Annotated in this window: 26 protein-coding genes; 13 read left to right on the top strand and 13 right to left on the bottom strand. The window is 71.7% G+C overall.

Translation table 11 applies throughout. The annotated features are described in order from the left end of the window. The first annotated feature begins 52 nt into the window (after nucleotides 1-52). The 4 genes from ABME02_RS12865 to ABME02_RS12850 are packed head-to-tail and all read left to right on the top strand — an operon-like array spanning nucleotide 53 to nucleotide 4,534. Nucleotides 53-640: a TetR/AcrR family transcriptional regulator gene (locus ABME02_RS12865; RefSeq protein ID WP_353815817.1), complete on the top strand. Its 588-nt coding sequence runs from the start codon at nucleotides 53-55 to the stop codon at nucleotides 638-640. Continuing rightward, on the top strand, nucleotides 637-1,932 hold the full coding sequence (locus tag ABME02_RS12860) for an MFS transporter (RefSeq protein ID WP_353815740.1): 1,296 nt from the start codon (nucleotides 637-639) through the stop codon (nucleotides 1,930-1,932). Before ABME02_RS12865 ends, ABME02_RS12860 begins: the two co-directional genes overlap by 4 nt. Next, nucleotides 1,929-3,179: an alanine racemase gene (locus ABME02_RS12855; protein WP_353815739.1), complete on the top strand. Its 1,251-nt coding sequence runs from the start codon at nucleotides 1,929-1,931 to the stop codon at nucleotides 3,177-3,179. Before ABME02_RS12860 ends, ABME02_RS12855 begins: the two co-directional genes overlap by 4 nt. After that, nucleotides 3,176-4,534 (top strand): D-arabinono-1,4-lactone oxidase, encoded by a 1,359-nt coding sequence (locus tag ABME02_RS12850; protein WP_353815738.1) that lies wholly within the window; start codon nucleotides 3,176-3,178, stop codon nucleotides 4,532-4,534. The genes ABME02_RS12855 and ABME02_RS12850 overlap by 4 nt, the downstream gene beginning before the upstream one ends. On the opposite strand, the gene ABME02_RS12845 is transcribed toward ABME02_RS12850, so the two are convergent. Together ABME02_RS12845 and ABME02_RS12840 are read right to left on the bottom strand one after the other, a co-directional pair. Continuing rightward, on the bottom strand, nucleotides 4,509-5,243 hold the full coding sequence (locus ABME02_RS12845) for an ABC transporter permease (RefSeq protein WP_353815737.1): 735 nt from the start codon (nucleotides 5,241-5,243) through the stop codon (nucleotides 4,509-4,511). The two genes, ABME02_RS12850 and ABME02_RS12845, sit on opposite strands and share 26 nt — an antisense overlap. Further along, nucleotides 5,240-5,971 (bottom strand): ABC transporter ATP-binding protein, encoded by a 732-nt coding sequence (locus ABME02_RS12840; protein ID WP_353815816.1) that lies wholly within the window; start codon nucleotides 5,969-5,971, stop codon nucleotides 5,240-5,242. Before ABME02_RS12840 ends, ABME02_RS12845 begins: the two co-directional genes overlap by 4 nt. A gap of 231 nt (nucleotides 5,972-6,202) precedes the next feature. On the opposite strand from ABME02_RS12840, the gene ABME02_RS12835 reads away from it, so the two are divergent. After that, on the top strand, nucleotides 6,203-6,769 hold the full coding sequence (locus ABME02_RS12835; RefSeq protein WP_353815736.1) for a LemA family protein: 567 nt from the start codon (nucleotides 6,203-6,205) through the stop codon (nucleotides 6,767-6,769). A 6-nt stretch (nucleotides 6,770-6,775) separates the two neighbouring features. Beyond that, on the top strand, nucleotides 6,776-7,648 hold the full coding sequence (locus ABME02_RS12830; RefSeq protein ID WP_353815735.1) for a M48 family metalloprotease: 873 nt from the start codon (nucleotides 6,776-6,778) through the stop codon (nucleotides 7,646-7,648). Here ABME02_RS12830 and ABME02_RS12825 read toward each other — a convergent pair. Continuing rightward, nucleotides 7,645-8,889, bottom strand: a complete 1,245-nt coding sequence (locus tag ABME02_RS12825) for a winged helix-turn-helix domain-containing protein (protein ID WP_353815734.1) — start codon at nucleotides 8,887-8,889, stop codon at nucleotides 7,645-7,647. The genes ABME02_RS12830 and ABME02_RS12825 overlap by 4 nt on opposite strands. Nucleotides 8,890-8,960: 71 nt before the next feature. On the opposite strand from ABME02_RS12825, the gene ABME02_RS12820 reads away from it, so the two are divergent. Both ABME02_RS12820 and ilvA read left to right on the top strand, forming a co-directional pair. Then, nucleotides 8,961-10,202 (top strand): AI-2E family transporter, encoded by a 1,242-nt coding sequence (locus ABME02_RS12820; RefSeq protein WP_353815733.1) that lies wholly within the window; start codon nucleotides 8,961-8,963, stop codon nucleotides 10,200-10,202. Between the two features lies 1 nt (nucleotide 10,203). Further along, nucleotides 10,204-11,487 carry a threonine ammonia-lyase gene (gene ilvA, locus ABME02_RS12815; RefSeq protein WP_353815732.1) on the top strand — a complete coding sequence of 428 codons (1,284 nt, stop codon included), beginning with the start codon at nucleotides 10,204-10,206 and terminating at the stop codon, nucleotides 11,485-11,487. 75 nt (nucleotides 11,488-11,562) lie between these two features. Here the strand turns inward: ilvA and greA are convergent, their stop codons facing one another. Both greA and ABME02_RS12805 read right to left on the bottom strand, forming a co-directional pair. Next, on the bottom strand, nucleotides 11,563-12,054 hold the full coding sequence (gene greA / locus ABME02_RS12810) for a transcription elongation factor GreA (protein ID WP_353815731.1): 492 nt from the start codon (nucleotides 12,052-12,054) through the stop codon (nucleotides 11,563-11,565). A gap of 60 nt (nucleotides 12,055-12,114) precedes the next feature. Then, entirely contained in the window at nucleotides 12,115-12,633 is a 519-nt protein-coding gene (locus ABME02_RS12805) for a DUF4307 domain-containing protein (protein ID WP_353815729.1), read from the bottom strand. Between the two features lie 114 nt (nucleotides 12,634-12,747). Between ABME02_RS12805 and ABME02_RS12800 the strand changes: the two genes are divergently transcribed. Next, nucleotides 12,748-13,068, top strand: a complete 321-nt coding sequence (locus ABME02_RS12800) for a hypothetical protein (RefSeq protein WP_353815728.1) — start codon at nucleotides 12,748-12,750, stop codon at nucleotides 13,066-13,068. A gap of 60 nt (nucleotides 13,069-13,128) precedes the next feature. Here the strand turns inward: ABME02_RS12800 and trhA are convergent, their stop codons facing one another. Continuing rightward, the gene (gene trhA, locus ABME02_RS12795; protein ID WP_353815727.1) at nucleotides 13,129-13,926 is read right to left on the bottom strand and encodes a PAQR family membrane homeostasis protein TrhA; all 798 of its coding nucleotides are present in this window, start codon (nucleotides 13,924-13,926) and stop codon (nucleotides 13,129-13,131) included. Between the two features lie 75 nt (nucleotides 13,927-14,001). Here trhA and ABME02_RS12790 point away from each other — a divergent pair, with 75 nt between their 5' ends. From ABME02_RS12790 to phoH2, 3 genes are all read left to right on the top strand, one after another. Continuing rightward, a complete protein-coding gene (locus ABME02_RS12790) occupies nucleotides 14,002-14,787 on the top strand; it encodes an isoprenyl transferase (protein WP_353815725.1) in 786 nt (261 codons plus the stop codon). Nucleotides 14,788-14,854: 67 nt separating this feature from the next. Further along, nucleotides 14,855-15,967, top strand: a complete 1,113-nt coding sequence (locus ABME02_RS12785) for an aminotransferase class V-fold PLP-dependent enzyme (RefSeq protein WP_353815815.1) — start codon at nucleotides 14,855-14,857, stop codon at nucleotides 15,965-15,967. Nucleotides 15,968-16,255: 288 nt separating this feature from the next. Then, nucleotides 16,256-17,530 carry an RNA 5'-3' helicase PhoH2 gene (gene phoH2 / locus ABME02_RS12780; RefSeq protein ID WP_436408269.1) on the top strand — a complete coding sequence of 425 codons (1,275 nt, stop codon included), beginning with the start codon at nucleotides 16,256-16,258 and terminating at the stop codon, nucleotides 17,528-17,530. Between the two features lie 77 nt (nucleotides 17,531-17,607). On the opposite strand, the gene ABME02_RS12775 is transcribed toward phoH2, so the two are convergent. The 5 genes from ABME02_RS12775 to xseA are packed head-to-tail and all read right to left on the bottom strand — an operon-like array spanning nucleotide 17,608 to nucleotide 21,888. Then, nucleotides 17,608-19,023 (bottom strand): class II fumarate hydratase, encoded by a 1,416-nt coding sequence (locus tag ABME02_RS12775; protein ID WP_353815722.1) that lies wholly within the window; start codon nucleotides 19,021-19,023, stop codon nucleotides 17,608-17,610. Between the two features lie 58 nt (nucleotides 19,024-19,081). Then, complete coding sequence (locus ABME02_RS12770; protein ID WP_353815721.1) at nucleotides 19,082-19,735, bottom strand: carbonic anhydrase; 654 nt, start codon at nucleotides 19,733-19,735, stop codon at nucleotides 19,082-19,084. An 11-nt stretch (nucleotides 19,736-19,746) separates the two neighbouring features. Continuing rightward, entirely contained in the window at nucleotides 19,747-20,388 is a 642-nt protein-coding gene (locus ABME02_RS12765) for a DUF4245 domain-containing protein (RefSeq protein WP_353815720.1), read from the bottom strand. Further along, the gene (locus tag ABME02_RS12760) at nucleotides 20,388-20,663 is read right to left on the bottom strand and encodes an exodeoxyribonuclease VII small subunit (protein WP_353815719.1); all 276 of its coding nucleotides are present in this window, start codon (nucleotides 20,661-20,663) and stop codon (nucleotides 20,388-20,390) included. Before ABME02_RS12760 ends, ABME02_RS12765 begins: the two co-directional genes overlap by 1 nt. A 1-nt stretch (nucleotide 20,664) precedes the next feature. Next, nucleotides 20,665-21,888 (bottom strand): exodeoxyribonuclease VII large subunit, encoded by a 1,224-nt coding sequence (xseA, locus tag ABME02_RS12755; protein ID WP_353815718.1) that lies wholly within the window; start codon nucleotides 21,886-21,888, stop codon nucleotides 20,665-20,667. An 85-nt stretch (nucleotides 21,889-21,973) separates the two neighbouring features. On the opposite strand from xseA, the gene ABME02_RS12750 reads away from it, so the two are divergent. Continuing rightward, nucleotides 21,974-23,020 carry a 4-hydroxy-3-methylbut-2-enyl diphosphate reductase gene (locus ABME02_RS12750; RefSeq protein ID WP_353815814.1) on the top strand — a complete coding sequence of 349 codons (1,047 nt, stop codon included), beginning with the start codon at nucleotides 21,974-21,976 and terminating at the stop codon, nucleotides 23,018-23,020. Nucleotides 23,021-23,083: 63 nt separating this feature from the next. Here the strand turns inward: ABME02_RS12750 and ABME02_RS12745 are convergent, their stop codons facing one another. Both ABME02_RS12745 and fbaA read right to left on the bottom strand, forming a co-directional pair. Further along, on the bottom strand, nucleotides 23,084-23,704 hold the full coding sequence (locus ABME02_RS12745) for a DUF6264 family protein (protein WP_353815717.1): 621 nt from the start codon (nucleotides 23,702-23,704) through the stop codon (nucleotides 23,084-23,086). Nucleotides 23,705-23,712: 8 nt separating this feature from the next. Beyond that, nucleotides 23,713-24,744 (bottom strand): class II fructose-bisphosphate aldolase, encoded by a 1,032-nt coding sequence (fbaA, locus tag ABME02_RS12740; RefSeq protein WP_353815716.1) that lies wholly within the window; start codon nucleotides 24,742-24,744, stop codon nucleotides 23,713-23,715. Nucleotides 24,745-24,856 lie beyond the last annotated feature (112 nt).

Here is a 24,856-nt window from a genome sequence, read left to right as displayed (position 1 = left end):
TTCGGATCGGCGACGATGTCGACCACCGGTCGAGAGGAGTGCCGTGTCCCGCATGTCCGCCGCGGAGCGCCGCCCGGTGCTGATCGAGGCGGGCCTGAGCGTCATCGCGCGCGAGGGGATCGCCGGGGCGTCGACGAGGGCGATCGTCGCCGAGGCGGGGATGTCGCTCGCGAGCTTCCACTACGCGTTCGAGTCCCGCGAGGCGTTCCTCGACGAGCTGACGGCCACCGTGGTGGCACGGGAGGCGCAGGCCGTCCTGCCGATGCCTGACCAGCCGGGCGACCTCCGCGAGGTCATCGAGGCGGGGTTCCTTCGGTACCTCGCGCACCTCCGGGCCGACGCGGCGCACGAGCAGGCCATGCTCGAACTGACGCAGCACGCACTGCGAGCGCCCGAGCGGCATCCGCTCGCCATGGCGCAGTACCGCCGCTACGCGGACCTCGCCGAGGAGGCGCTCACGCTGGCCGCCGAACGCGCCGGCGTCACGTGGCGGACCCCCGTGTCGGACGTCGCCGGCGTGCTCGTCGCGTTCTCCGACGGCATCACCCTGAACTGGCTCGTCCACCGCGACGACCGCGCCGCGCTGACGGCCGCGCGCGCGGCTGCCGACGCCCTCTCGAGAATGGCGGGACCCCGGTGACCCGGACCGACGATGCATCGCCCACGCCGCCGACCACCGCATCCACCGCGGCGGGCGGCGCCTTCGCGGAACCCACGCGCCCGGTGCGCGCCGGGTGGATGACCGCGTTCGCCGCGGCCTGGCTCGGCATCTGGATGGCGCAGCTCACGCCCGTGCAGCTGCTGCTGCCCGCGCAGATCGACGCCGAACTGCACCCCGACGACTGGATCGAGAGCGTCGTCGCGTTCGGCGCGGTGTCCGGGATCGCCGCCGTGTTCGTCGTGATCGCGTACCCGTTGACGGGTGCGCTCTCCGACCGGACCACGTCGCGGTTCGGCCGCCGCCGCCCGTGGATCGCCGGCGGCGCGGTGCTCTTCGCGGCATCGCTCCTGCTGCTCGGCCTCCAGCACGAACTGTGGGCCATCGGACTGGCGTGGGTCGGTGCGACGATCGGCTTCTGCGTCATGACCGCGGCGCTGACCGCGACCATCTCCGACCAGGTACCGGTCGACCAGCGAGGTGTGGTCTCGGGGTGGATGTCGGCGCCGCAGGCGGTCGGGATCATCCTCGGCCTCGTGCTCGTGACCATGGTGTTCACCGGGCAGCTCGCCGCGTACGCGGCCGTCGCCGCGGCGCTCCTCGTGCTCGCCGTGCCGTTCCTGCTCCGTCCCGACGCCGCGCTCGCCCCGGCCGAGCGAGTGCGCGTGACCGCGCGCGGCATCCTCTCGAGCCTCTGGATCAGCCCGCGAGCGCACCCCGATTTCGGCTGGACGCTGCTGAGTCGCGTCCTCGTCTCGATCGGGAACGCGCTCGGCACGAGCCTCCTGCTGTACTTCCTGATGTTCGGACTGGGCGACCCGAACGCCGAGGACGACCTGCTCGTGCTCACCCTCGTCTACATGGTGTTCGTGATCATCGCCTCGCTCGCGTTCGGCCGGCTCTCCGACGCGCTCGGCCGTCGGCGGATCTTCGTGCTGCTCGCGTCCGCGCTGCAGGGGGTCGCCGCGCTGCTGCTCGCCGTCATGCCGTCCATCGGCGTCGCGATGGTGGCGGCCGGTCTCCTCGGCCTCGCCTACGGGTGCTTCCTCTCGGTCGACCAGGCCCTCGCGACGCAGGTGCTGCCCGATCCCGCCTCGCGCGGCAAGGACCTCGGCATCATGAACATCGCGACCGCCGTGCCGCAGTCCGTCGGTCCGCTGCTCGGCGCGCTCGCGGTGGCGGCGACGGGGTCGTTCACGCTCGTCTTCGCGCTCGGAGCGGCGTTCGCGTTCGCCGGCGCGGTCGCGGTCTCGCGGGTCCGGAGCGTCCGATGACGGTCGCCCTCGACCTCCTGCCGAACGCGACGGCACGACCCTGGCTCGCGCCGTCCGCCCACTGGGCCGTGCTCACCGAGGCGACGCGGCACCTGGACGCGCCGCTCGGCGCCCTGCACCTCGGGGCGCTCCGCTGGAACGCGCACGAGATGCTGCGTCGCGCTTCCGGCACGCCCATCCGGATCGCCACGAAGTCGATCCGCGTCCGCGCGGTCGTCGATGCGCTGCTCGCGCTGCCGGGGTACCGAGGGGTGCTCGCGTACACGCTCGCCGAGGCGATCTGGCTGGCCGAGCGGATGCCCCGGCTCGACGACCTCGTCGTCGGGTACCCGACGGCGGAGACCGCGGGCCTCCGCCGGCTCGCGACCGACCCGGACCTCGCCCGCCGCGTCACGCTCATGGTCGACTCGCCCGACCAGCTCGACCTCGTCGATGCGGTGCGTCCGGCAGGGAGACGCGAGGAGATCCGCGTGTGCCTCGAGCTCGACGCATCCTGGCGCGCCCCCGTGCTCGGCCACCTCGGCGTGCGCCGCTCGCCCGTGCACGAGCCGGAGGATGCCGGCGCGCTCGCGGCGTACGTCGCCGCCCGGCCCGGCTTCCGCCTCGTCGGCCTGATGGCCTACGAGGCGCAGGTCGCCGGCGTCGCGAACGCCCGGCGCGGCCGACCGGTCGACGGGGCCGTGAACCGCTGGATGCAGTCCCGCTCGATGCCCGAACTCGTCGAGCGGCGCGCCCGCGCGGTCGCCGCGGTGCGACGACACGCGGAACTCGAGTTCGTCAACGGCGGCGGCACCGGATCCCTGGAGGCGACCGCCGCCGACCCGAGCGTCACCGAACTCGGCGCCGGCTCCGGCATCCTCGCCGGCCACCTGTTCGACGGCTACGCGCACTTCACCCCGGCGCCCGCGGCGGCGTTCGCCCTCGACGTCGTGCGCTCGCCGAGCCCGCGTCATGCGACCGTCCTCGGCGGCGGCTGGGTGGCGTCCGGCCCGCCGGGTGCCGACCGGCTGCCCGCGATCGCGTGGCCCGACGGGCTCCGGATGCTGGCGCGGGAGGGCGCGGGCGAGGTGCAGACGCCCGTGACGGGCGCCGCCGCGGCGCGACTGCGAGCCGGCGACCGGGTCTGGATGCGCCACACGAAGTCCGGGGAACTCGCCGAGCACCTGAACGAGTTCGCCGTGGTGGACGGCGAGGAGGTCGTCGGCACCGTGCCGACGTATCGTGGAGAGGGGAAGGCGTTCCTGTGACGGCGAGTGGAGCGGTCTGGCGCAACTGGGCGCGCACCGAATCGGTGCGCCCGAACCGCATCGAGCGTCCGGCCGACGAGGGCGCCGTGCAGCGTGCGGTCCTCGCGGCCGAGGGTCGCCGCATCAAGCCCGTCGGGTCGGGCCACAGCTTCACCGCCATCGCGGCAGCCCCCGACATCCAGCTCGACCTCACCGACCTCTCGGGCGTCATCGCAGCGGATGCCGCGTCCGGCCGGGTCACGCTGGGTGCCGGCACCCGGCTGCATCGCCTGCCGCACCTGCTCGAGCCCTACGGGCTCGCGATGGCCAACATGGGCGACATCGACCGGCAGACCGTCTCCGGTGCGATCTCGACCGGCACCCACGGAACGGGGATCGGCTTCGGTGGGCTCGCGACCCAGGTCGTCGACGTGCGACTCGTGACCGGGACGGGCGAGCTCGTCACGGTGAGCCCGACCGAGAACGCGGAACTCCTGCCCGCGGTGCGGGTCGGCCTCGGCGCGCTCGGCGTGCTGACCGCGGTCACGCTCCAGCTCGTGCCCCGCTTCGTCCTCCACGCCGTCGAGCGGACCGAACCGCTCGAGCTCGTGCTCGACGAGTGGCTGCCGCGGGTCCGCGCGCACGACCACTTCGAGTTCTACTGGTTCCCGCACACGGCCACGGCCCTCACGAAGACCAACACGCGGCTGCCCGGCGACGCCCGCCGCACCCCGCTCGGTCGAGCGGAGCGCTGGCTCTCCGACGAGGTGCTGGCGAACGGCGTCTACCGTGCGATGTGCGCGCTCGGTCGCATGGTGCCACCGGCCACTCCGCCGCTCGCGCGCCTCGTCGAGCGGTTCACCGGCGATCGCGACTTCAGCGACCTCTCGCCGAACGTCTTCACGACGAACCGCACCGTCCGGTTCCGTGAGATGGAGTACGCGATCCCGCTCGAGGCGATCCCTGAGGCGTTCCGCGCCATCCGCTCGCTGATCGAGGCGCGCGGATGGCGCATCAGCTTCCCGGTCGAGGTGCGCGCCGCGGCGCCCGACGACAACTGGCTCTCCACCGCGTACGGGCGCGAGACCGGGTACATCGCCGTGCACCGGTACTTCCGCGAGGACTCCACCGCGTACTTCGCGGGCGTCGAGGCGATCATGCGCTCCCTCGGCGGGCGACCCCACTGGGGCAAGATGCACACGCAGGCCGCCGAGACGCTCCGGACGGCGTACCCGAGGTTCGACGAGTTCCTCGCCGTTCGCGACCGGCTCGACCCCGAACGGCGGTTCGCCAACCCGTACCTCGACCGCGTGCTCGGCCGCGCCGAGGGGAGCGGCGGAGGATCGGCGGTCAGGGCGTTCGACGCCGAAGCGTGATCGAGCCGAGCACGATCGATCCGACGATCCAGGCCCCGATCACGAGCACCTTGCCCCAGATCCACGCCGCATCCTCCGACCCGTCGGCCACGGCCGTGAGGGCGTCGATCGCGAAGCTCAGCGGGAGGGCGTCGCCGATCGCCTGGAGGGCCTCGGGCAGCTGGTCGCGAGGCAGGAAGATCCCGCCGAGCAGGATCTGCGGGAACACCAGCACGGGCATGAACTGCACGACCTGGAACTCGGTGCGCGCGAATGCGCTCGCGAGGAGTCCGAGCGCGGTGCCGAGGAGCGCGTCGGAGACCGCCACGGCGAACAGCAGCCAGATCGATCCGTCGATCTCGAGGCCGCACACCCAGACGGCCCACGACACCGCGATCGCCGTCTGGAAGATCGCGAGGAGGCCGAAGGCCAGCGCGTAGCCCAGGATGAAGTCGCCCTTGCCGAGCGGCATCGAGAACAGCCGCTCGAGGGTGCCAGAGCGGCGCTCGCGAAGGGTCGCGATGCTGGTCACGAGGAACATCACGATGAACGGGAACAGCGCGATCATCGCCGGACCGATGTCGGCGAACACGTCGGTGTCGGTGAAGATCCAGGCGACGAGGCCGATGAGCAGGCTCGGCACGACGAGCAGCAGCCCGATCGTACGGGGGTCGTGCCGGATCTGCGTCAGCACCCGGCCGGCGGTCGCGAGCGTGCGCACCGGGGTCATCGCCGCGCCTCCTCGTCGGTCATCGGCGTCGTGGCGCGTTCGATGAGCGTGAGGAACGCGGTCTCCATGTCATCGGTCCCGGTCGCGGCGAGCACGTTCGCCACCGTGGCGTCGGCGAGGAGTTCCCCGTTGCGCATGAGCAGGAGCTGGTCGCAGCGCTTCGCCTCGTCCATCACGTGACTCGAGACGATGAGCGTCGCCCCCTCCTCGGCGAGCTGGTGGAAGAGCTCCCACAGCTCGACGCGCAGCACCGGGTCGAGCCCGACAGTCGGCTCGTCGAGCACCAGCAGCTCCGCGTCGCCGAGCAGTGCCGCGGCGAGCGACACCCGCCCACGCTGCCCGCCCGACAGCGAGCCCGCGAGCCGGCGTTCGACGTCGCCGAGGTGCGTCCGGGCGATCGCCTCGTCGACCTTCGCCTTCGGGACGCCGAGCACACGGGCGAAGTAGGCGAGGTTCTGGCGCACGGTCAGGTCGTCGTAGACGCTCGGCTGCTGGGTCACGTACGCGACGCGGCTTCGGAGGTCCCGCGAGCCGGCGGACAGGCCCAGCACCTCGACCGTTCCCGACTGGACGAGCTGCACGCCCACGATCGACCGCATGAGCGTCGTCTTGCCGCTGCCGCTCGGACCGAGGAGGCCGACGATCCTCCCGCGCCGGACCGTGAGCGAGAGCCCGTGGAGCACGGGCGTCTTCGCACGCCGAACGTGCAGGTCGCGGATCACGATCACGGCGTCGGCGGCATCCGTGGCGTCGGCGCCGGAGGCGGGAACCGCGACCGATTCCGTGGATGCACGATGCCGCGCGTGCGGCGACGGGGACTCGTCCACGGGGTCGAGCCTACGCCCGGAGGGACGCCTCCGCTCGCTTCGAGTCTCATGGGAGTTGAGGCGCCTTGCAGGCCCGATCGTTAGGATTGAGCGTCCAGTGAATTCGTCGCCGAAGCCTCAGGAGTCCCCGCCATGGAATGGCTGATCCCGCTCATCATCGTCGTCGTCCTCGTGCTGGTGATCGGCATCTACCTGTGGGCGACCTACAACTCCCTCGTGACGCTCAACGTGCGCGTCGATGAGGCGTGGAGCGACATCACGGTGCAGCTGAAGCGTCGCGCCGACCTCATCCCGAACCTCATCGAGGCGGTGAAGGGCTACGCCGCACACGAGAAGGCCGTCTTCGAGAACGTCACGAAGGCGCGCGCGGAGACGCTCACCGCGTCGGGCCCGGCCGAGGCGTCCGCAGCCGAGAACCACATGCAGCAGGCGCTGAAGTCGATCTTCGCCGTCGCCGAGGCGTACCCGCAGCTGCAGGCGAGCCAGAACTTCCTCCAGCTGCAGTCCGAGCTGGTCGACACGGAGGACAAGATCCAGGCGTCCCGCCGGTTCTACAACGGGGGCGTGCGCGAGCTCAACACGAAGATCAAGGTCTTCCCGAACACGCTGTTCGTGCGCAGCCTCGGCTTCCACGAGCGCGAGTTCTTCGAGGTGACGGAGGCGGCGGCGATCGCCGAGCCCCCGCGCGTGCAGTTCTAGCCGCCGATGTACCGAGCGATCGCCCGGAACAAGCGCAACTCCGTCTTCACGATCATCCTCTTCCTCGCCATCGTCGGCGGGCTCGGCTACCTCGCCGCGGTGATCTACCAGGACCTGACGATCGTGGTCATCACGCTCGTCATCGCGACGGCGTACGCGCTCTTCCAGTACTTCACCGCCGACCGGCAGGCGCTCGCGATGTCGGGCGCCGTCGAGATCCACAGCGTGTCGGAGCATCCGCGGCTCTGGCGCACGGTCGAGAACCTCTCGATCACGACGGGCACGCAGATGCCGCGCGTGTTCGTCATCTCCGACCCGGCGCCGAACGCGTTCGCGACGGGGCGCGACCCCGAGCACGCGGTCGTCGCGGCGACGACGGGGCTCCTCGAGATCATGGACGACTCCGAGCTCGAGGGCGTCATGGCGCACGAGCTGGGGCACGTGCGCAACTACGACATCCGGCTGTCGATGATCGTGTTCGGACTCGTCGTCGCGGTCGGCTTCATCTCCGACATCTTCGTCCGGATGGCGTTCTTCGGCAGGAACAACAACGGCAACCCCGTCGTCATGATCTTCGGCCTCGTCGCCATGCTCATCGCCCCGCTCGTCGCGAGCCTCGTGCAACTGGCGATCTCACGCCAGCGCGAGTACCTGGCGGATGCCACGGGCGCGATGACCACGCGGCATCCCGACGCCCTCGCCCGCGCACTGCTCAAGCTCGAGCAGTACGGTCGCCCGATGCGCCGGCAGAACTCGTCGATGGCGCACCTCTGGATCGCAGACCCGCTGAAGCCCGGCGTGATCGACCGCCTGTTCGCGACGCACCCGCCGATCCCGGAGCGCGTCAAGCGCCTGCACGAGATGGGCCGCAGCTTCTAGACCGCCGCGCCCACCTGCGGTGCTCGCTGCGCCGTACTCCCGAGCGCCGTGAGGATGGCGGGGGAGAGGTCGCCTCGCCCGGCCACGACGACCTCGTCGAGGCCCTGCCAGTGGGCCGCTTCGCGGAGGACCGGGACCAGCCGTTCCGCGGTCTCCGCGGGCGCGCCCGGCTCGACCCACGCCGACTGCACGCGCAGCACGCCCGCCTTGCGATCGCTCTTCAGGTCGACCCGGCCGACCACCCCGTCGTCGACGAGCACGGGGAGCGAGTAGTAGCCGAACTTGCGCTGGGGTTCGGGCGTGTAGATCTCGATGCGGTAGTGGAAGTCGAACAGTCGCTCGGTGCGCGGCCGGAACCACACGACGGGGTCGAACGGGGAGAGCAGCGCGACGCCCTCGATGCGTCGCGGCCGACGGGCGTCGCGATGCATCCACGCGGGCCCGGTCCGGCCACCGTTGCCCCACCCTGGCACCTCGACGGGCACGAGCACGCCCGCGTCGACCAGATCGGCGATCGCGGGTCGTACCTGCGACTGCAGCATGCGCCAGTAGTCCGCGAGGTCCGCGGCGGTCGCGATGCCGAGCGCCGCCGCGGCGCGCTCGACGAGCACGCGCACCGAATCGGGTTCCGACGGCCCGTTCTCGAGCAGGTCCGGCCCGAGCGCCTGCTCGGGGAGGGCGTACACGCGCTCGAACCGGCGCCGTTCGACGCAGACCACGTCGCCGCTGAGGAACATCCACTCGAGCGTCCTCTTCGCGTCGGACCAGCCCCACCACGGCCCCCGTCGCTCGTTGGCGTCGTGCTCGATCGCGCTCGCCGGCATCGGGCCGTTCGCCGCGAGCTCGGCGCGCAGCCACGCGGCGAGGTCGCGGTGCTCGCTCAGCCACCCGCTCCCTTCGGCAGTGCCCTTCGCGCGGTACTCGGCGCGCCGGAACTCGAACAGCGGCCACAGGTCGCGCGGGATGAACGCCGCCTGGTGCGCCCAGTACTCCACGAGCCGGCCCGTGCGCCCCCACGCCATGCGGTCGAGGAGCTCGCGGTCGTACCGCCCGACGCGGCTGAAGGCGGGAAGGTAGTGACTGCGCTCGAAGACGTTGACCGAGTCGATCTGGAGGAGGCCGAGCCGATCGACCACGCCCGCGAGCTGCCTGGTACCGGGCACGGGTGGCGTCGGGCGGCCGAAGCCCTGGGCCGCGAGGGCGATGCGTCGTGCGAGCGCGGGAGAGACCTGATCGAGCATGGTGCCTCGACCCTAGCGGCGACCTCCGACACATGGCCTCCCGGGCATGCACCCGCGCCTAGACTGTGACGGTGACCGAGGCGAAGGGGACCTCGCGTGCGCGGCGGATGCGCGTGCGCCGATCCACCACGTCCGAGCGGGCGGCCGAGCAGGCCCCGCGCGATGCCGAGCCCGAGCACGTGCGCGATGCCGCGGCATCCGTGCCCTACTCGATGCGCGTCGCCGCGGCCTGGTCGTGGCGGCTGCTGCTCGTCGGCGGCGTGCTCGCCGTGGTCATCTTCCTGATCATCCAGCTTCGGCTGGTGATCGTGCCGGTGCTCGTCGCCATGCTCATCTCGGCCCTGCTCGTGCCGTTCTCGGAGTTCCTCCAGCGACACCGTTGGCCGAAGGGCCTCGCGGTCTCGGCGGCGATGGTCGCGACGCTGGCGTTCGTCGGCGGCCTGCTCACGCTGGGCATCTCGCAGATCGTGCGCGGCTCGGCCGACCTCGCCGACCAGAGCATCCTCGCATGGGAGGACTTCCGGGCGTGGCTCCTCGAGGGGCCGCTCCACGTGACCCCGGAGCAGATCGACCAGGCCGTGCAGCAGGTGGTCGACACCGCGCAGCAGCAGAGCGGCGTGCTCGTGTCGGGCGCGCTGTCGGTGAGCTCGTCGATCGGGCACTTCCTGGCCGGGCTGCTGCTGGCCCTCTTCGCCACGCTCTTCATCCTGATCGACGGTCGCGGCATCTGGGACTGGATCGTCGGGATCTTCCCCCGCCGCGCGCGCGCCGCGATCGACGGGGCCGGCCGGTCGGGCTGGGCGACCCTCGAGAACTTCGTCCGCGTCCAGATCTTCGTCGCGGCGATCGACGCCGTCGGCATCGGCCTCGGAGCGCTCCTGCTCGGCGTGCCGCTCGCGATCCCGATCGCCGTGCTCGTGTTCCTCGGCTCGTTCATCCCGATCGTCGGTGCGGTCGTGACGGGTGCACTCGCCGTCTTCGTGGCGCTCGTCTACAACGGCTGGGGCATCGCGCTCGCGATGCTCGGCGTCGTGCTGCTGGTGCAGCAGGTCGAGGGGCACGTGCTGCAGCCGCTGATCATGGGCACGGCCGTCAAGGTGCACCCGCTCGGCGTGGTCGTCGCGGTCGCCACCGGATCGCTCTTGGCGGGCATCCCCGGTGCACTGTTCGCGGTGCCGGTCGCCGCGGTCGCCAATGTCATGATCATGTACATCTCGGGCGGCGCCTGGAAGCAGGCCGAGCCGCCTCCGCCCGCTGAGATCCGATCTCCGCTGTGGCGCACGGTACCCCAGCGACCCGGATACGGACGGTGACATGAACCACGCCCTCGACACCACCTCCACCGCGCCGAGCGGGGCACCGGCAGCGGCGCTGCCCGGCCCGACCCTCGCGGAGTTCGAGCACGCGCAGCGCACGGTCGCGGCGATCGCGCGCCGGACGCCGATGGAGACCTCGCGCTACCTCGGCGCGATCGCGGGGGTGCCGGTGCACCTGAAGTGCGAGAACCTCCAGCGGACGGGGTCCTACAAGCTGCGCGGCGCCTTCAACCGGCTGTCCGCGCTCACGGCCGAGGAGCGCGCGAGGGGCGTCGTCGCCGCATCGGCCGGCAACCACGCCCAGGGCGTCGCGTACGCGGCCCGCGAGCTCGGCATCCGCGCGACCATCTTCATGCCGGTCGGCGTCGCCCTGCCGAAGCTCGAGGCGACGAGGGCGTACGGCGCCGACGTCGTGCTCCGCGGCGACTCGATCGGCGAGACGCTCGAGGCCGCCGCACGCTTCGCGACCGAGACCGGCGCGACCGTGATCCCGCCGTACGACCACGAGGACGTCATCGCCGGGCAGGGCACGCTCGGCCTCGAGATCCTCGAGCAGGCACCGGACGCCACGACCATCGTGGTCCCGATCGGCGGCGGGGGGCTCGCGGCCGGCATCGCCAGCGCCGCGAAGCAGAAGGCCGCGGCGCTCGGGCGGAGCATCCGCGTGATCGGCGTGCAGGCGGAGAACGCCTCGCCGTACCTGCCGTCGCTCGCCGCCGGCGAGCCGACCACGGTGCCGGTCATGCCCACGATCGCCGACGGCATCGCCGTGTACCGGCCGGGCGAGCTGAACTTCGAGATCATCCGCGATGCGATCGACGAGGTCGTCACGGTCACCGAGGACGACATCGCCCGCGCGCTGCTCGTCCTCCTCGAACGCGCGAAGGTCGTCGTCGAGCCGGCCGGAGCGGTCGGCGTCGCTGCGCTGATGACCGGCAAGGTGCACTCCGACGGGCCGCTCGTGGTCGTGCTCTCGGGCGGGAACATCGACCCGCTGCTCATGCAGCGGGTCATCGCGCACGGGCTTGCGGCATCCGACCGCTACCTGACGCTGCGCATCGGGCTCCCCGACCGCCCCGGCCAGCTCGCCCGGATCTCCGAGCTGCTCGCGGCGGCGAACGCGAACGTCGTCGAGGTGCTGCACACGCGGCACGGCGCGGGCATGCAGATCTCCGAGGTCGCGCTGCAGCTCTCGGTGGAGACCCGCGGACCGGCGCACCGCGAGGAGGTCGTGGCGATCCTCCGCCGGGCCGGCTACGAACCCGAGATCATCGCCGAGTGACCAGCTGACGAGCTCGGAACGCGGAACGGCCCCTCCGAATCGGAGGGGCCGTTCGACGTTCGTGCGGTCAGCGCGTCACTGCCCGGACCAGGTCTCGACGCCCGTGACCTCGACGGCGATCTCGCGGCCGTTCGGGGCGGTGTACGACGTGGAGTCGCCCACCTTCAGGCCGAGGATCGCCGCGCCGAGCGGCGACTGCTCGCTGAAGACGTCGAGCTCGGAGTCGCCGGCGATCTCGCGGCTGCCGATGAGGAACCGCTCCTCGTCGCCTGCGACGACGGCGGTGATGACGGTGCCCGACTCGACGACGCCGCTCGAGGTGGGGGCCTCGCCGACCTCGGCGTGGCGGAGCAGGTCGGTGAGCTGGCGGATGCGGGCCTCCTGCTTGCCCTGCTCGTCCTTGGCGGCGTGGTAGCCGCCGTTCTCCTTGAGGTCGCCCTCCTCACGCGCGGCCTCGATGCGCTTGGCGATCTCTTCCCGGCCGGTGGTGGAGAGGTGCTCGAGTTCGGCGTTCAGGCGGTCGAAGGCCTCCTGAGTGAGCCAGGTGACGGTGGCGTCCTGCGCCATGGTGCACACTCCCGTGAATAGACGTGTCGCCCCAGCGTCTGCCGGGGCGAATCCCCAATTCTACCGAAGCCAGCAGTGGGAGATCAAACCCGTGTTCGCCTCCTGCGCCGTCCGCACGGTCTCCGTGAAGGTCCGCAGCGGCCGCTCCGACGCCGGGATCTCGACGACCTTCCAACCCACGACGGTGAAGTCCTCGTTGAAGGCCTGGACGATGCACGCGGTCGCGTTCCCCGACGGGACCGACAGCCGCCACGTCACCTCGACCGCACGCTCGTCGAGCAGTTCGTGGCCGAGGTCGGTGGCTTGCACGAGGGGCGCGTTCCCGTCGAGACCGGCCCAGACGACCCATGAGACGAGCACCGCCGCGAAGGCGATCGCGGCGCCGATGAGGATGGACCGGTCGCGGCGGCGTCGGGTCGGCGTCCGCCCGTAGCGGTCCGAGAGGTCGGCGGCGGTCGATGACGCGCTCGACGCGGTGGCGGATCGCTGCGCGACGGCCGAGCCGTCGCGCGCGGAGGCTGGAGTGCCGTCGAGTGCGGCGTCCTCGGCCGCCGCGTCGGCGGACTCGCGTGGGGGCACCGCGCGGCTCCTTCCCGGGTGGATCGTCTAGGCTTGGCTCCCAGCCTAACCCGCCGTCCCTGAAGGGAATCCGATGCTCGTCGCGCCCGCCGTCACCTCCCGCGGAGACCGCCGATGAGCCCCGCGCTCGCGTCGGCGATCACGGCCGTCGCGGCCGCCGAGGAGGAGTTCGACCCGAACGACGTGACGCCCGGCGTGGTCGGCTTCATCGCCACCATCCTGATCATGGTCGCGGTGCTGCTTCTCGTCCTCGACATGGTGCGACGCATCCGCCGGGTCAACTACCGAGCCGAGGCGCGCGAGCGCATCGCGGCCGAGGAGGCCGCCGCGGCCGAGGCAGCGGCCGGCGGCGACGGGGCGGTCGACGACGAGGGCGCGCCCCCGGCGGATGCCGCGGAATCCGACGCCCCGCCGGCCGACCGCGACGAGCGGTAGCCGCCGCGCCGCGCGCCGCGGGACCTGGTCGACGTCGGGCCGGTCGCGGGGGTCGACCCGTCAGCCGGCGTGGTACGCGGGGTCGATCGCGATGAGCAGCGTGGCCGTCCAGTGGCACATGAACGCGAGCACCGTGCACACGTGGAAGATCTCGTGGAAGCCGAAGTGGCCCGGCCACGGGTTCGGCTTCTTCAGGCCGTAGACCACGGCGCCGATCGTGTAGAGCACGCCGCCGACGATCACGAGCACCATCATGGCGACGCTCGCGGCCAGCAGGTCGCCGAGGTACATCACGGCCGCCCAGCCGAGCAGCACGTAGATGGGCACGTAGAGCCAGCGCGGCGCCCCGATCCAGAAGACGCGGAAGGCGATGCCGATGAGCGCGCCGGTCCAGACCAGCACGAGCAGGATGATCCCCTTCTCGGGCGGCAGCGCGAGGATCGACAGCGGCGTGTAGGTGCCCGCGATCAGCAGGAAGATGTTCGCGTGGTCGATGCGCTTCAGGATCACCTTGGTGCGCGGCTTCCAGTTGAACCGGTGGTACAGCGCCGAATTGCCGAAGAGCAGCATCGAGGTCAGCGTGAAGACCGCCGACGCCCACTTGGCGGCCGCGCCGTCGGCGAGGGCGATGAGGACGATGCCCGCGGCGATCGTGAGCGGGAACGTGCCCGCGTGGATCCACCCGCGCCAGGTCGGCTTGAGGTCGGCCGGATGCTCCGGCGACGCGTCGATGAGGGGGAGGTTCGGGATGTCGGGGCCGAGGCGTTCGTCGGCGGCGACCGCGGCGTCCGCGCGATCGAGTTCGGCCGCCGGCCGGTGCAGGTGCTCGGCGACGTCCTCGGGTTCGCGCTGGGTCATGCTGACAGCGTAGGGCGAGCCCCATCACGGCTTGCTGTGAGTGTCCGAACGCGCGCAGGGGAGTAGCGTGGTCGAGTGCAGACGAGCGATCAGCGCCCCGGTCGCGGCCTTCTCTATCGGCTCTACCAGAATCGGCTCCGCCGGGAACTCGACGAGGCGGAACTGCCACGACACGTGGCCATGATCATCGACGGCAACCGTCGGTGGGCGAAGCAGCTGGGCTACGACTCGGCCGCGCACGGCCATCGCGCCGGCGCCGCGAAGATGCGCGAGTTCCTCGAGTGGTGCGACGACCTCGGCATCTCGGTCGTGACGCTCTACCTGCTCTCGGCCGACAACCTCGGCAACCGCACGTCCGAGGAGCTCGCCGACCTCATCGAGATCATCGCCGAGCTCGCCGAGGAGCTCAGCCACTACCGCGACTGGCGGGTGCAGCACGTCGGCTCGGACGCCGGGCTCCCTGAGCCGCTCGTCGCGGCGCTCGATGCCGCCGAGCACCGGACGGAGGGCAAGAAGGGCCTGCACGTCAACCTCGCCGTGGGCTACGGGGGCCGCCGCGAGATCACCGACGCGATGCGCTCGATCGTGGCCTCCCACCACGCCGAGGGCCGCAGCCTCGAGGACCTCGCCGAATCGCTCACGCCGGAGCTGATCGGGGAGCACCTGTACACCGGCGGCCAGCCCGACCCCGACCTCGTGATCCGCACCTCCGGCGAGCAGCGCCTCAGCGACTTCATGCTGTGGCAGGCCGCGCACAGCGAGTTCTACTTCGTCGAGGCGCTGGGCCCCGACCTCCGAGAGGTGGACTTCCTCCGCGCCATCCGCGACTACACGCGCCGGCACCGGCGGTTCGGCGGCTGATCCCGCCCACGAATCCATCAGGATTCTGTCAGGATATGCCTCGGAGAAGGGGGCACCGCCCGTGAGCATGGACGACTACCTGGCCGGATTCAGCGAGGAGCCCGGCTACCTCGACTACGCACGCGTCGGCCCGCTGGCCCGGGTCGCGGCCGAGGAGACGCTGGCGTTCACGCAGGTGCTCGAGCGCGCCCGGCACGGCAGCATGGATGCGTTCCGCGACCAGGACCGCCGCCTGCGCGATGCGGCGTCAGCCCTGACCGGCATCGCCTCCGACCGCGTCGTGGCGGTCCCGAACACGTCCACCGGCCTCATGCACGCGATGTTCGGCCTCACGGGCACGGTGCTCCTCTCCCGGGGGGAGTTCCCGAGCGTCCCGATCGCCGCGGTTCGGGCCAACGAGGCGCTGCACTCGGTGCAGCCCGCGTGGCTGGAGACCGACCACGGCAAGGTGACCCCGGGGCTGATCCGCGACCAGCTCGAGGCGAACGTCGCGGCGGTCGCGGTGAGCCTCGTCGACAGTCGCACCGGCTACCTCTGCGACCTCGAGGGCATCCGCCAGGTCATCGGCGATCGGCTCCTCATCGTCGACGCGATCCAGGGCTTCGGCATCGTCGATGCACCGTGGGAGGTCGCCGACGTCGTCGTCACCGGCGGGCAGAAGTGGTGCCGCGCCGGGTGGGGCACGGGCGTGATGGCCCTGTCCGAGCGCGCGGCCGAGCAGCTCACGCCCGTGTTCTCGGGCTACACCGGCACCGACGACGACGAGGTGTGGGACGAGGTGCCCCCGCCGGCGGCGGGTGCGCGCGCCTTCCGCGTGTCGAACCCCGACCCGATCGCCGGGGCACGGTTCGCGGCCGCGCTCGAGGAGCTCGCCGAGGCGGGCGTCGAGGCCGTCAACGCACGCATGGCCGAGAACGTCAGCCGCGTGATCGACCTCGCCGACGAGTTCGCGGTGCCGGTGGTGAGTTCCCGCGACGAGCGCGAGCGCGCCGGCATCGTGGTGCTGGAGCCCGAGCCCGAGCAGGTGACCGTGCTCTCCGCGTCGCTGCACAACCACGGGCTCACCACGACGACGCGGCTCGGGACGGTGCGCCTGAGCGTGCACGCGGCGCTCGACGAGGAGACCGTCGAGATGCTGCGGGGCGCCTTCGTCTCGTTCAACACCGCCGCCGCGTACTGAGCCGGGATTGTGAACAGCGGATGTCGCGCCGCGTGTCGCTTCTGCGGATGTCGCCCGTCGGACGTACCGTCAGGACATCGGGCAAGGCGCCCGGTCGAGTCGGCTCGTGAACCGCTCGTGGGAGGATCGCCGGCCGGCGCGTGAGCCGAGCGAGAGCTCGGGGCAGGAGCGGTCGTGACCTCTGTCGATCCCATCAAGCCCCTCGGACCGGTCGAGCCGGACGCGCAGCAGCAGCGTCGTCCCGGTGAGGCGACACCCGGGGGTGCCGCGCAGGACGAACGGACCTACGTGCTCGACACGTCGGTGCTGCTCTCGGACCCGCGTGCCCTGTTCCGATTCGCGGAGCACCCGGTTGTGCTGCCGGTCGTCGTCATCACGGAGCTCGAATCCAAGCGCAACGATCCCGAGATCGGGTACTTCGCCCGCGCCGCACTGCGGCTGCTCGACGACCTGCGCGTGCAGCACGAACGACTCGACTTCCCGATCCCCGTCGGGGACGGCGGGTCCCTCCGGGTCGAACTGAACCACTCGAGCCTGTCGGTCCTGCCGAGCGGGCTGCAGCTGGCCGACAACGACTCGCGCATCCTCGCCTGTGCGATGAACCTCTCGAACGACGGCGTCGCGGTGACGGTCGTCTCCAAGGACCTCCCGCTGCGCATCAAGGCCGCCTCGATCGGCCTCGACGCGCAGGAGTACCGCGCCGAGCTCGCCGTCGACTCGGGGTGGACCGGCATGGCCGAAGTCGCCCTGGGCTCGAACGACATGGCGAAGCTCTACGAGCACGAGCACCTGGAAACCGACGCGGCCGCGGGCATGCCCGTGAACACCGGGCTCGTGATCCAGTCCGATCGGGGGTCGGCGCTCGCTCGGGTCGTCGGCGACCGCGAGGTGCGACTCGTCCGCGGCGACCGCGAGGCCTTCGGCGTCCACGGCCGATCGGCCGAGCAGCGCCTGGCCATCGACCTGCTGCTCGACCCCGAGATCGGCATCGTGTCGCTCGGCGGTCGCGCCGGCACCGGCAAGTCCGCTCTCGCGCTGTGCGCGGGGCTCGAAGCCGTGCTCGAACGCCAGCAGCACAAGAAGATCATGGTGTTCCGTCCGCTGTACGCAGTGGGCGGCCAGGAGCTCGGCTACCTGCCCGGCGACCAGGGCGAGAAGATGAACCCCTGGGCGCAGGCGGTGTTCGACACGCTCGGCGCCCTCGTCTCCGACAACGTGCTCGACGAGGTCGTCGACCGGGGCATCCTCGAGGTGCTGCCGCTCACGCACATCCGCGGGCGGTCGCTCCACGACGCCTACGTGATCGTCGACGAGGCGCAGTCGCTCGAGCGCAACGTCCTGCTCACCGTCCTCAGCCGGGTCGGGCAGAACTCGCGCGTGGTGCTCACGCACGATGTCGCGCAGCGCGACAACCTCCGCGTCGGCCGCCACGACGGCGTCGCGAGCGTGATCGAGACGCTGAAGGGGCATCCGCTGTTCGCCCACATCACGCTGACCCGGTCCGAGCGATCGGCGATCGCCGCGCTCGTCTCCGAGATGCTCGACGGCGGCGAGCTCGCCTGACGCGATCCACCGACGACGACGGCCCCGGAACCGATGGGTTCCGGGGCCGTCGCGAACTAAGGGCGGATGTCGCGGGCTCAGCCCCGCTGCGGCGGACGCGTCATCGAGAGCAGGTCGAGGGCGGCGTCGAGTTGCTCCTCAGTGACCTCGCCGCGCTCGACGTAGCCGAGGTCGACGACGGCCTCGCGCACCGTGATGCCCTTGGCGACCGAGTGCTTCGCGATCTTCGCGGCCGCTTCGTAGCCGATGGCCTTGTTGAGCGGAGTCACGATCGAGGGCGACATGCCGGCCAAGGCGGTGGCGCGCGCCTCGTTGACCTGGAGGCCGTCGACCGTCTTGTCGGCGAGCACGCGCACCGAGTTCGAGAGGAGGCGGATCGACTCGAGGAGCGCGGTGCCCATGACGGGGATCTGCACGTTCAGCTCGAACGAGCCCGATGCTCCGGCCCACGCGATCGTCGCGTCGTTGCCGACGACGCGCGAGGCGACCATGAGGACGGCTTCGGGAACGACGGGGTTGACCTTGCCGGGCATGATCGACGAGCCCGGCTGGAGGTCGGGGATGAACAGCTCGCCGAGGCCCGTGTTCGGGCCGGAGCCCATCCAGCGGAGGTCGTTGCAGATCTTGGTGAGGCTCACCGCGATCGTGCGCAGCGCGCCCGACGCGTCGACGAGGCCGTCGCGGTTGGCCTGCGCCTCGAAGTGGTCGGCGGCCTCGGTGATCGGCAGCTCGGTCTCCTGCTGGAGCATCTCGATGACGAGCTGGGGGAAGCCTGCGGGCGTGTTGATGCCCGTGCCGACCGCCGTGCCGCCGAGCGGGACCTCGGCGACCCGGGGGAGCGCCGTGCGGACGCGCTCGATGCCGAGGCGGATCTGCCGGGCGTAGCCGCCGAACTCCTGGCCGAGTGTGACCGGCGTGGCGTCCATGAGGTGCGTGCGACCCGCCTTGACGATGCCGGCCCACGCCTCCGCCTTGGCCTCGAGCGCCACCGCGAGGTGGTCGAGCGCCGGGATGAGGTCGTCGAACAGCGCGGCCGTCACGGCGATGTGCACCGACGTCGGGAAGACGTCGTTGGAGGACTGCGAGGCGTTGACGTGGTCGTTCGGGTGGACGGCGCTGCCGAGCTTCTGCGTCGCGATCGTCGCGAGCACCTCGTTCATGTTCATGTTCGACGACGTGCCGGAGCCCGTCTGGTAGACGTCGACCGGGAAGTGCTCGGTGAAGCCGTGCGCACCCGCGATGACCTCGTCGGCGGCGTCGGCGATCGCCTGCGCGAGCTGCTGGTCGAGGACCCCGAGGCGCGCGTTGGCGAGCGCCGCGGACTTCTTGATGCGGGCGAGCGCCGCGATCTGGGCGGGCTCGAGGCCGGATCCCGAGATCGGGAAGTTCTCGACCGCGCGCTGCGTCTGGGCGCGATAGAGCGCCGCTGCGGGGACCCGCACCTCGCCCATCGTGTCGTGTTCGATCCGGTAGTCGGCGGCGTTGTCCACCACGGTGTGCTCCCCTTCGATTCGGAACGTGCGGCGCGGCGGTGGGATGCCGCCGGCGGCGTCAGATGCGACCGACGACGACGTCGGTCTCGGCGCGGCCCTCGAGCAGGCGGTAGTTCGCGCCGACGACAGCCAGCGTACCCGCTGCGATCGCGTCGCTGATCACCTCGGAGCGCTCCAGCAACTGCGACACGGCGTTCCGGAGGTGCTCGCGCCCGACGTACCCGGCGTCGAGGTGGTCGGGCGCGATCGGCCCGTCCTCGACCCCGGCGACCTTGCGCACGGCGGGCACGATCTCGTCGACGATGCCGCGGATGTGAGCGGGCAGCGGCGCGGCGTCCTCGGCCTGCGAGTCGATCGCGGCGCGCACCGCACCGCACTCGTCGTGGCCGAGGACGAGGATGAGCGGGACGCCGAGGACGGCCACGGCGTACTCGAGCGAGCCGAGCACCGAGTCCGAGGGCACCTGTCCGGCGTTGCGCACCACGAATGCGTCCCCGAGGCCGACGTCGAAGATGATCTCGGCGGACAGGCGCGAGTCGCTGCAGCCGAAGATGGCGACGAGCGGGCGCTGGTGGTTCGCGAGCTCGGTGCGGCGATCGACGTCCTGTCGGGGGTGCAGGGGCGTTCCGGCCACGAACCGGGCATTGCCGGCGCGCAGCTCGCGCCACGTCTCGGCGGGGGTGGTCGGTCGTGCGGGTGCGGACTTGCTCACGGCCGCTCCTCTCAGCGCTGTGCGTCGATCGCCGGCGCGAGCGCGCCGGCGAGGGTCTCGAACTCCTCGGGGGTCGCGGTGCCGAGGAGCACGAAGGTGCTCTCGCCGGCCTCGGCCACCAATCCGTACCGCGCATTGCCGACGTCGGCGTCGGTCTCGCGGTTGTCGTAGACGGTCCACTCGACGCCGTCGACGGTGACGACCCCGGTGGCGATCGTGTTCTTCAGCAGGTCGGCCGTCCAGGTCGGGTTGGCGCCGAGCCCCTGGTACATGCCCGCGTACTCGTCGGTCGGCGTGAGGTAGCCGGCGTACCACGCGGTGACGCCGTCGGCGTCGCGCGTGCGGAGCTCCGCGGCGTTCGAGCGCCAGTCGTCGGGCAACTCGGGCACCGCGAGCGGAGCCTCGATCCCGACCTGCGCCTGCGCGGCGACCGCGGCCACGTCGATGTCGCGATCGATCGGGGTGTCGCTGCGCGGTACGAGGAGCACGATGAGCGCGACCGCCGCGACGCACGCGAGGAGCGAGCCGATGAGATTGCGCAGCGTCTGCCGTTCGCGGTGCTTGCGGGACTGCTCGGCCCTCCGGTCGGCGGTCTCCTGCGGGGTCTCGGGGCGGCCGAGCTCGGCGACGACCCGCGGGGCGCGCGCGGCCATCAGGCCTCGCCGCCGTCGAGGTCGAGCGAGTCGGTCGTCGCACGGGCGCCCCGGCCGGCGGCACCGGCGCGCGCCGCGTCGAGGCGTGCCTTGGCCCCGACCAGCCACTCCTCGCAGCGCTGTGCGAGCGCCTCGCCACGTTCCCACAGCGCGAGCGACTGCTCGAGCGTCGCCGAACCCTGCTCGAGCTCGGCGACGACGCGCACGAGCTCGTCGCGTGCCTGCTCGTAGCTGAGCTCGGCGACATCCGTGGAGGTGGGGGGCATGGAGGGCATTCTATTCGGCCTCGCCGACCGCTCCCCGAGATGTCGCCGCGAGACGGCCCTCGGCGAGCGTGATCCGGAGTGCGGTGCCCTCCGGCGCCTGCTCGGGGCTCGTCAGCACGCCGTCGTGCTCACGCTGCACGATCGCGTATCCGCGCTGCAGCGTCGCGAGCGGCGAGAGCGCGCGCAGCTGGGACCGGAGCTCGGCGGTCCGGACGGCGGCGCGTTCGATCGCTCGCTCGGCCAATTCGCTGCCGCGCGCCACCCACCGGGTGACCTCCTCGGCACGTCGGTCGACCATCCAACCCGGGTCGGCGAGCGCCGGGCGGCTGCGCAGGTGACCGAGCCGGTCGATCTCGTGGTTCACGAGCGTGGTGACGCGCATGCGCAGGCGGGCGCGGGCCTGCTCGACCCGGATGAGCTCCTCCGCCACGTCCGGCACGACGCGCTTCGCGGCATCCGTCGGCGTCGACGCCCGGAGGTCGGCGACCTCGTCGAGCAGCGGGCGGTCGGCCTCGTGGCCGATCGCGCTGACGAGGGGGGTGGATGCCGCGGCCGCGGCCCGCACGACGCGCTCGTCGCTGAACCCGAGCAGGTTCTGGAAGTCGCCGCCGCCGCGCGCGACGATGATCACGTCGACCTCGGGGTCGGCATCGAGGCGCCGGATGGCGCCCGCCACCTCGGGCGCGCACCGGTCGCCCTGGACCGCCGCGTACGCCATCCGGAACTCGACCGCGGGCCAGCGCAGGCGCGCGTTGCGGACCACGTCCTGCTCGGCGTCGCTGTCCTTGCCCGTGACGAGGCCGATGACCTGCGGCAGGAACGGCAGCCGCCGCTTGCGGTCGGCCGCGAACAGGCCCTCGCCCGCGAGCTGCGCACGCAGCCGTTCGAGACGCTCGAGCAGGTCGCCGAGGCCGACGTGCCGCAGGTCGAACACCTGCATGGTGAGCGAACCGCCCTTGACCCACCAGTTGGGCTTGACGAGTGCGACGGCGTGGTCGCCCGCCTTGAACTGCTCGGTGAGCTTCGCGCGCGTCGACGACCAGATCGTGAACGAGACCGTGGCATCGGTCTCGAGGTCCTTCAGCTTCCCGTAGACGTTGCCCGCGGACACGCCCCACTGCGTGATCTCGCCCTCGATCCAGACGGTGCCGAGGCGGTCGAGGTACTCCTTGAGCTTCGCCGAGAGCACTGAGACGGGCCACGGCGTCTCGCGGGTCGTCGGTCCCTCGGCCATGCGCCTCCCAGCAGCCCGTCATCACCGCCCGCGTAGGATGGCATCCGTGACGAGCTTGACGGATGCCCCGCGAATCGACCTCGGCATGCCTCGGATCCCGAGCGTGCGCGGCCGGCTCAAGGATATCCCCGCCCCCGGACCGAAGAAGGTGCTGCTCGCGGCGCCGCGCGGGTACTGCGCGGGCGTCGACCGGGCGGTGATCGCCGTCGAGAAGGCGCTCGACCACTACGGCGCACCCGTGTACGTGCGCAAGCAGATCGTGCACAACATCCACGTCGTGACCGAGCTCGAGAAGCGCGGCGCGATCTTCGTCGAGGAGGTCGACGAGGTGCCCGAGGGCGCCCATGTGGTGTTCAGCGCGCACGGCGTCTCGCCCGCGGTCGTGAACTCCGCCGCCGAGCGCGGCCTGCACGCGATCGACGCGACGTGCCCGCTCGTCACCAAGGTCCACCGCGAGGCCGTGCGCTTCGCGCGCGACGACTACGAGATCCTGCTCATCGGCCACGAGGGCCATGAGGAGGTCGAGGGCACCGCCGGCGAGGCGCCCGACCACGTCACGCTCGTCAACAGCCCCGACGACGTGGCGAACATCGAGGTGCGCGACCCCGAGAAGGTCGTCTGGCTCTCGCAGACCACGCTGAGCGTGGACGAGACCATGGAGACCGTGCGCCGCCTGCGCGAGCGGTTCCCCAACCTGCAGGACCCGCCCTCCGACGACATCTGCTACGCCACGCAGAACCGCCAGGTCGCGATCAAGAAGGTCGCACAGGACGCCGACCTCGTGATCGTGGTCGGCTCGGCCAACTCGTCGAACAGCGTGCGCCTCGTCGAGGTCGCCCTCGAGTACGGTGCGAAGGCCGCCTACCGGGTCGACTACTCCACCGAGGTGAAGCAGGAGTGGCTCGAGGGCGTCGAGACGGTCGGCGTCACGAGCGGCGCGTCCGTGCCCGAGGGGCTCGTCAAGGAGGTGCTCCTCGAGCTCGAGGACGCCGGCTTCGGCGAGGTCGAGGAGGTCAAGACGGCCGAGGAGGACCTGATGTTCTCGCTGCCGAAGGAGCTCCGCAAGGACCTGCAGGGCAACCGCGACGCCCGCGCGATCGGCGGGCGCAACCGGGCGGGTGCCACCGCCTGAGCGCGCGACGCGGCGCGCCGCCGCGCGCGGGCCGAGGGCGCCGCACGGCGGTGCGCGACGACGTCAGACGCCCGTCATGCGCTCCAGGTAGGCCTGGAACGTCGGGTCCGTGAAGAACACGATCGAGGTCAGCACCATCGTCGCGAGGAACGCCGCGGCGCCACCCACGAGCGGCACCCAGAACGCGAGCTTCCGCGCGCGGAGGCGCATGATCGACCAGCCGAGCACCGCCGCGTAGAGCGCCAGCATGAAGACCGTGCCGATCAGCGCGAGCGTCGGCAGCCACGGCTGAGGCGAGTAGGCGCCGACGCCCTGGTCGGCGTACACGGACTGGATGGCGCCGGGCAGCTGCTGGAGGCTCACCGACGTGTTCCACGCGCCGATCGCGCCGAGCGCGAGCAGCAGGATCGTGAAGAACCGGTCCGTCGTGCGCGGCTTCCGCGCTGCGGCATCGTCCGCGCCCGGCGCGGTCGTGCGCGCCTGCGCGGCGGCGGGCGGCGGGGGCGGCGCGGCCGGTGCGGGCGCCGCGGCATCCGCTCGCTCGTCACCGGGCGGCTGCCACGACCAGCCCTCGGGCGCGTACTCGCCGTACTGCGGGCGAGGCCGCTCGTCGCGCGCCGGGGGAGCGTCGCCGTCGCCGGGGCGCCCCTGCGTCTCGTTCCGAGCCGCCTCGTCCTGCGTCATCCGTCGCCCTACGCCGTGAGCGAGTTGCCGGCCGAGCCGAGCTGGCGGGTCGACTCGCCGACGCGGACCGCCATGGCGGACTCGGCGACCTTGCCCCACGCGCGCGGGTCGTACTGCTTCTTGTTGCCGACCGAGCCGTCGACCTTCAGGACGCCGTCGTAGTTGGCGAACATGTAGCCGGCGATCGACCGGGTGAACGCGTACTGCGTGTCGGTGTCGATGTTCATCTTCACGACGCCGTTCGCGACCGCCTCGGCGATCTCGGCGTCGGTCGAGCCGGAGCCGCCGTGGAAGACGAGGTCGAGCGGCTTCTCGCCGGTGCCGTACTTGGCGGCGAGGCCGTCCTGGATCTCCTTCAGGAGCGCCGGGCGGAGCTTCACGTTGCCGGGCGCGTAGACGCCGTGCACGTTGCCGAACGTGAGGGCGGCCATGTAGCGGCCCTGCTCGCCGAGGCCGAGCGCCTCGACGGTCGAGATCGCGTCGGCGAGCGTCGTGTAGAGCGCCTCGTTGGAGCCCTCGTGCTTGACGCCGTCCTCTTCGCCGCCGACGACGCCGATCTCGACCTCGAGGATGGCGTTGATCGCCTTCATGCGCGGGAGGATCTCCTTCGCGATCTGGAGGTTCTCCTCGAGGGGCACGGCCGAGCCGTCCCACATGTGCGACTGGAAGATGGGGTTGCGACCGGCCTTGACCTCCTCCTCGGAGGCGGCGATGAGCGGGAACACGAAGTCGTCGAGCGCGTTCTTCGGGCAGTGGTCGGTGTGCAGCGCGACGGTCACGGGGTAGGACTTCGCGACCTCGGTCGCGAACCGTGCGAACGCGAGGGCGCCCGTCGCGCGAGCCTTGACGGTGTGACCGGCGAAGTAGTCGGCCCCGCCGGTGGTCACCTGGATGATCCCGTCGGAGCCCGACTCGGTCAGGCCCTGCAGGACCGCGTTGAGAGTCTGCGAGCTCGAGACGTTGAACGCCGGGAAGGCGAAACCCTTGGCCTTGGCGGTGTCCAGCATCTCGGCGTACTGCTCGGGCGTTGCGATGGGCATACCTTGCTCCTTCGGAGGTGAGTGGGATCGGCACGAGTCTACCGACGTGTCGAGCACACCTCAGGTGCGATCGCGCAAGGGGTGCCGGATGCCGCGCTCGCGCGGCAGGATT

This window comes from Agromyces zhanjiangensis, from assembly GCF_040496055.1.
Lineage (GTDB): Bacteria > Actinomycetota > Actinomycetes > Actinomycetales > Microbacteriaceae > Agromyces > Agromyces zhanjiangensis.
Note: the sequence above shows the minus strand (reverse complement) of the source record. Positions and strands in the feature narration are given on the sequence as shown.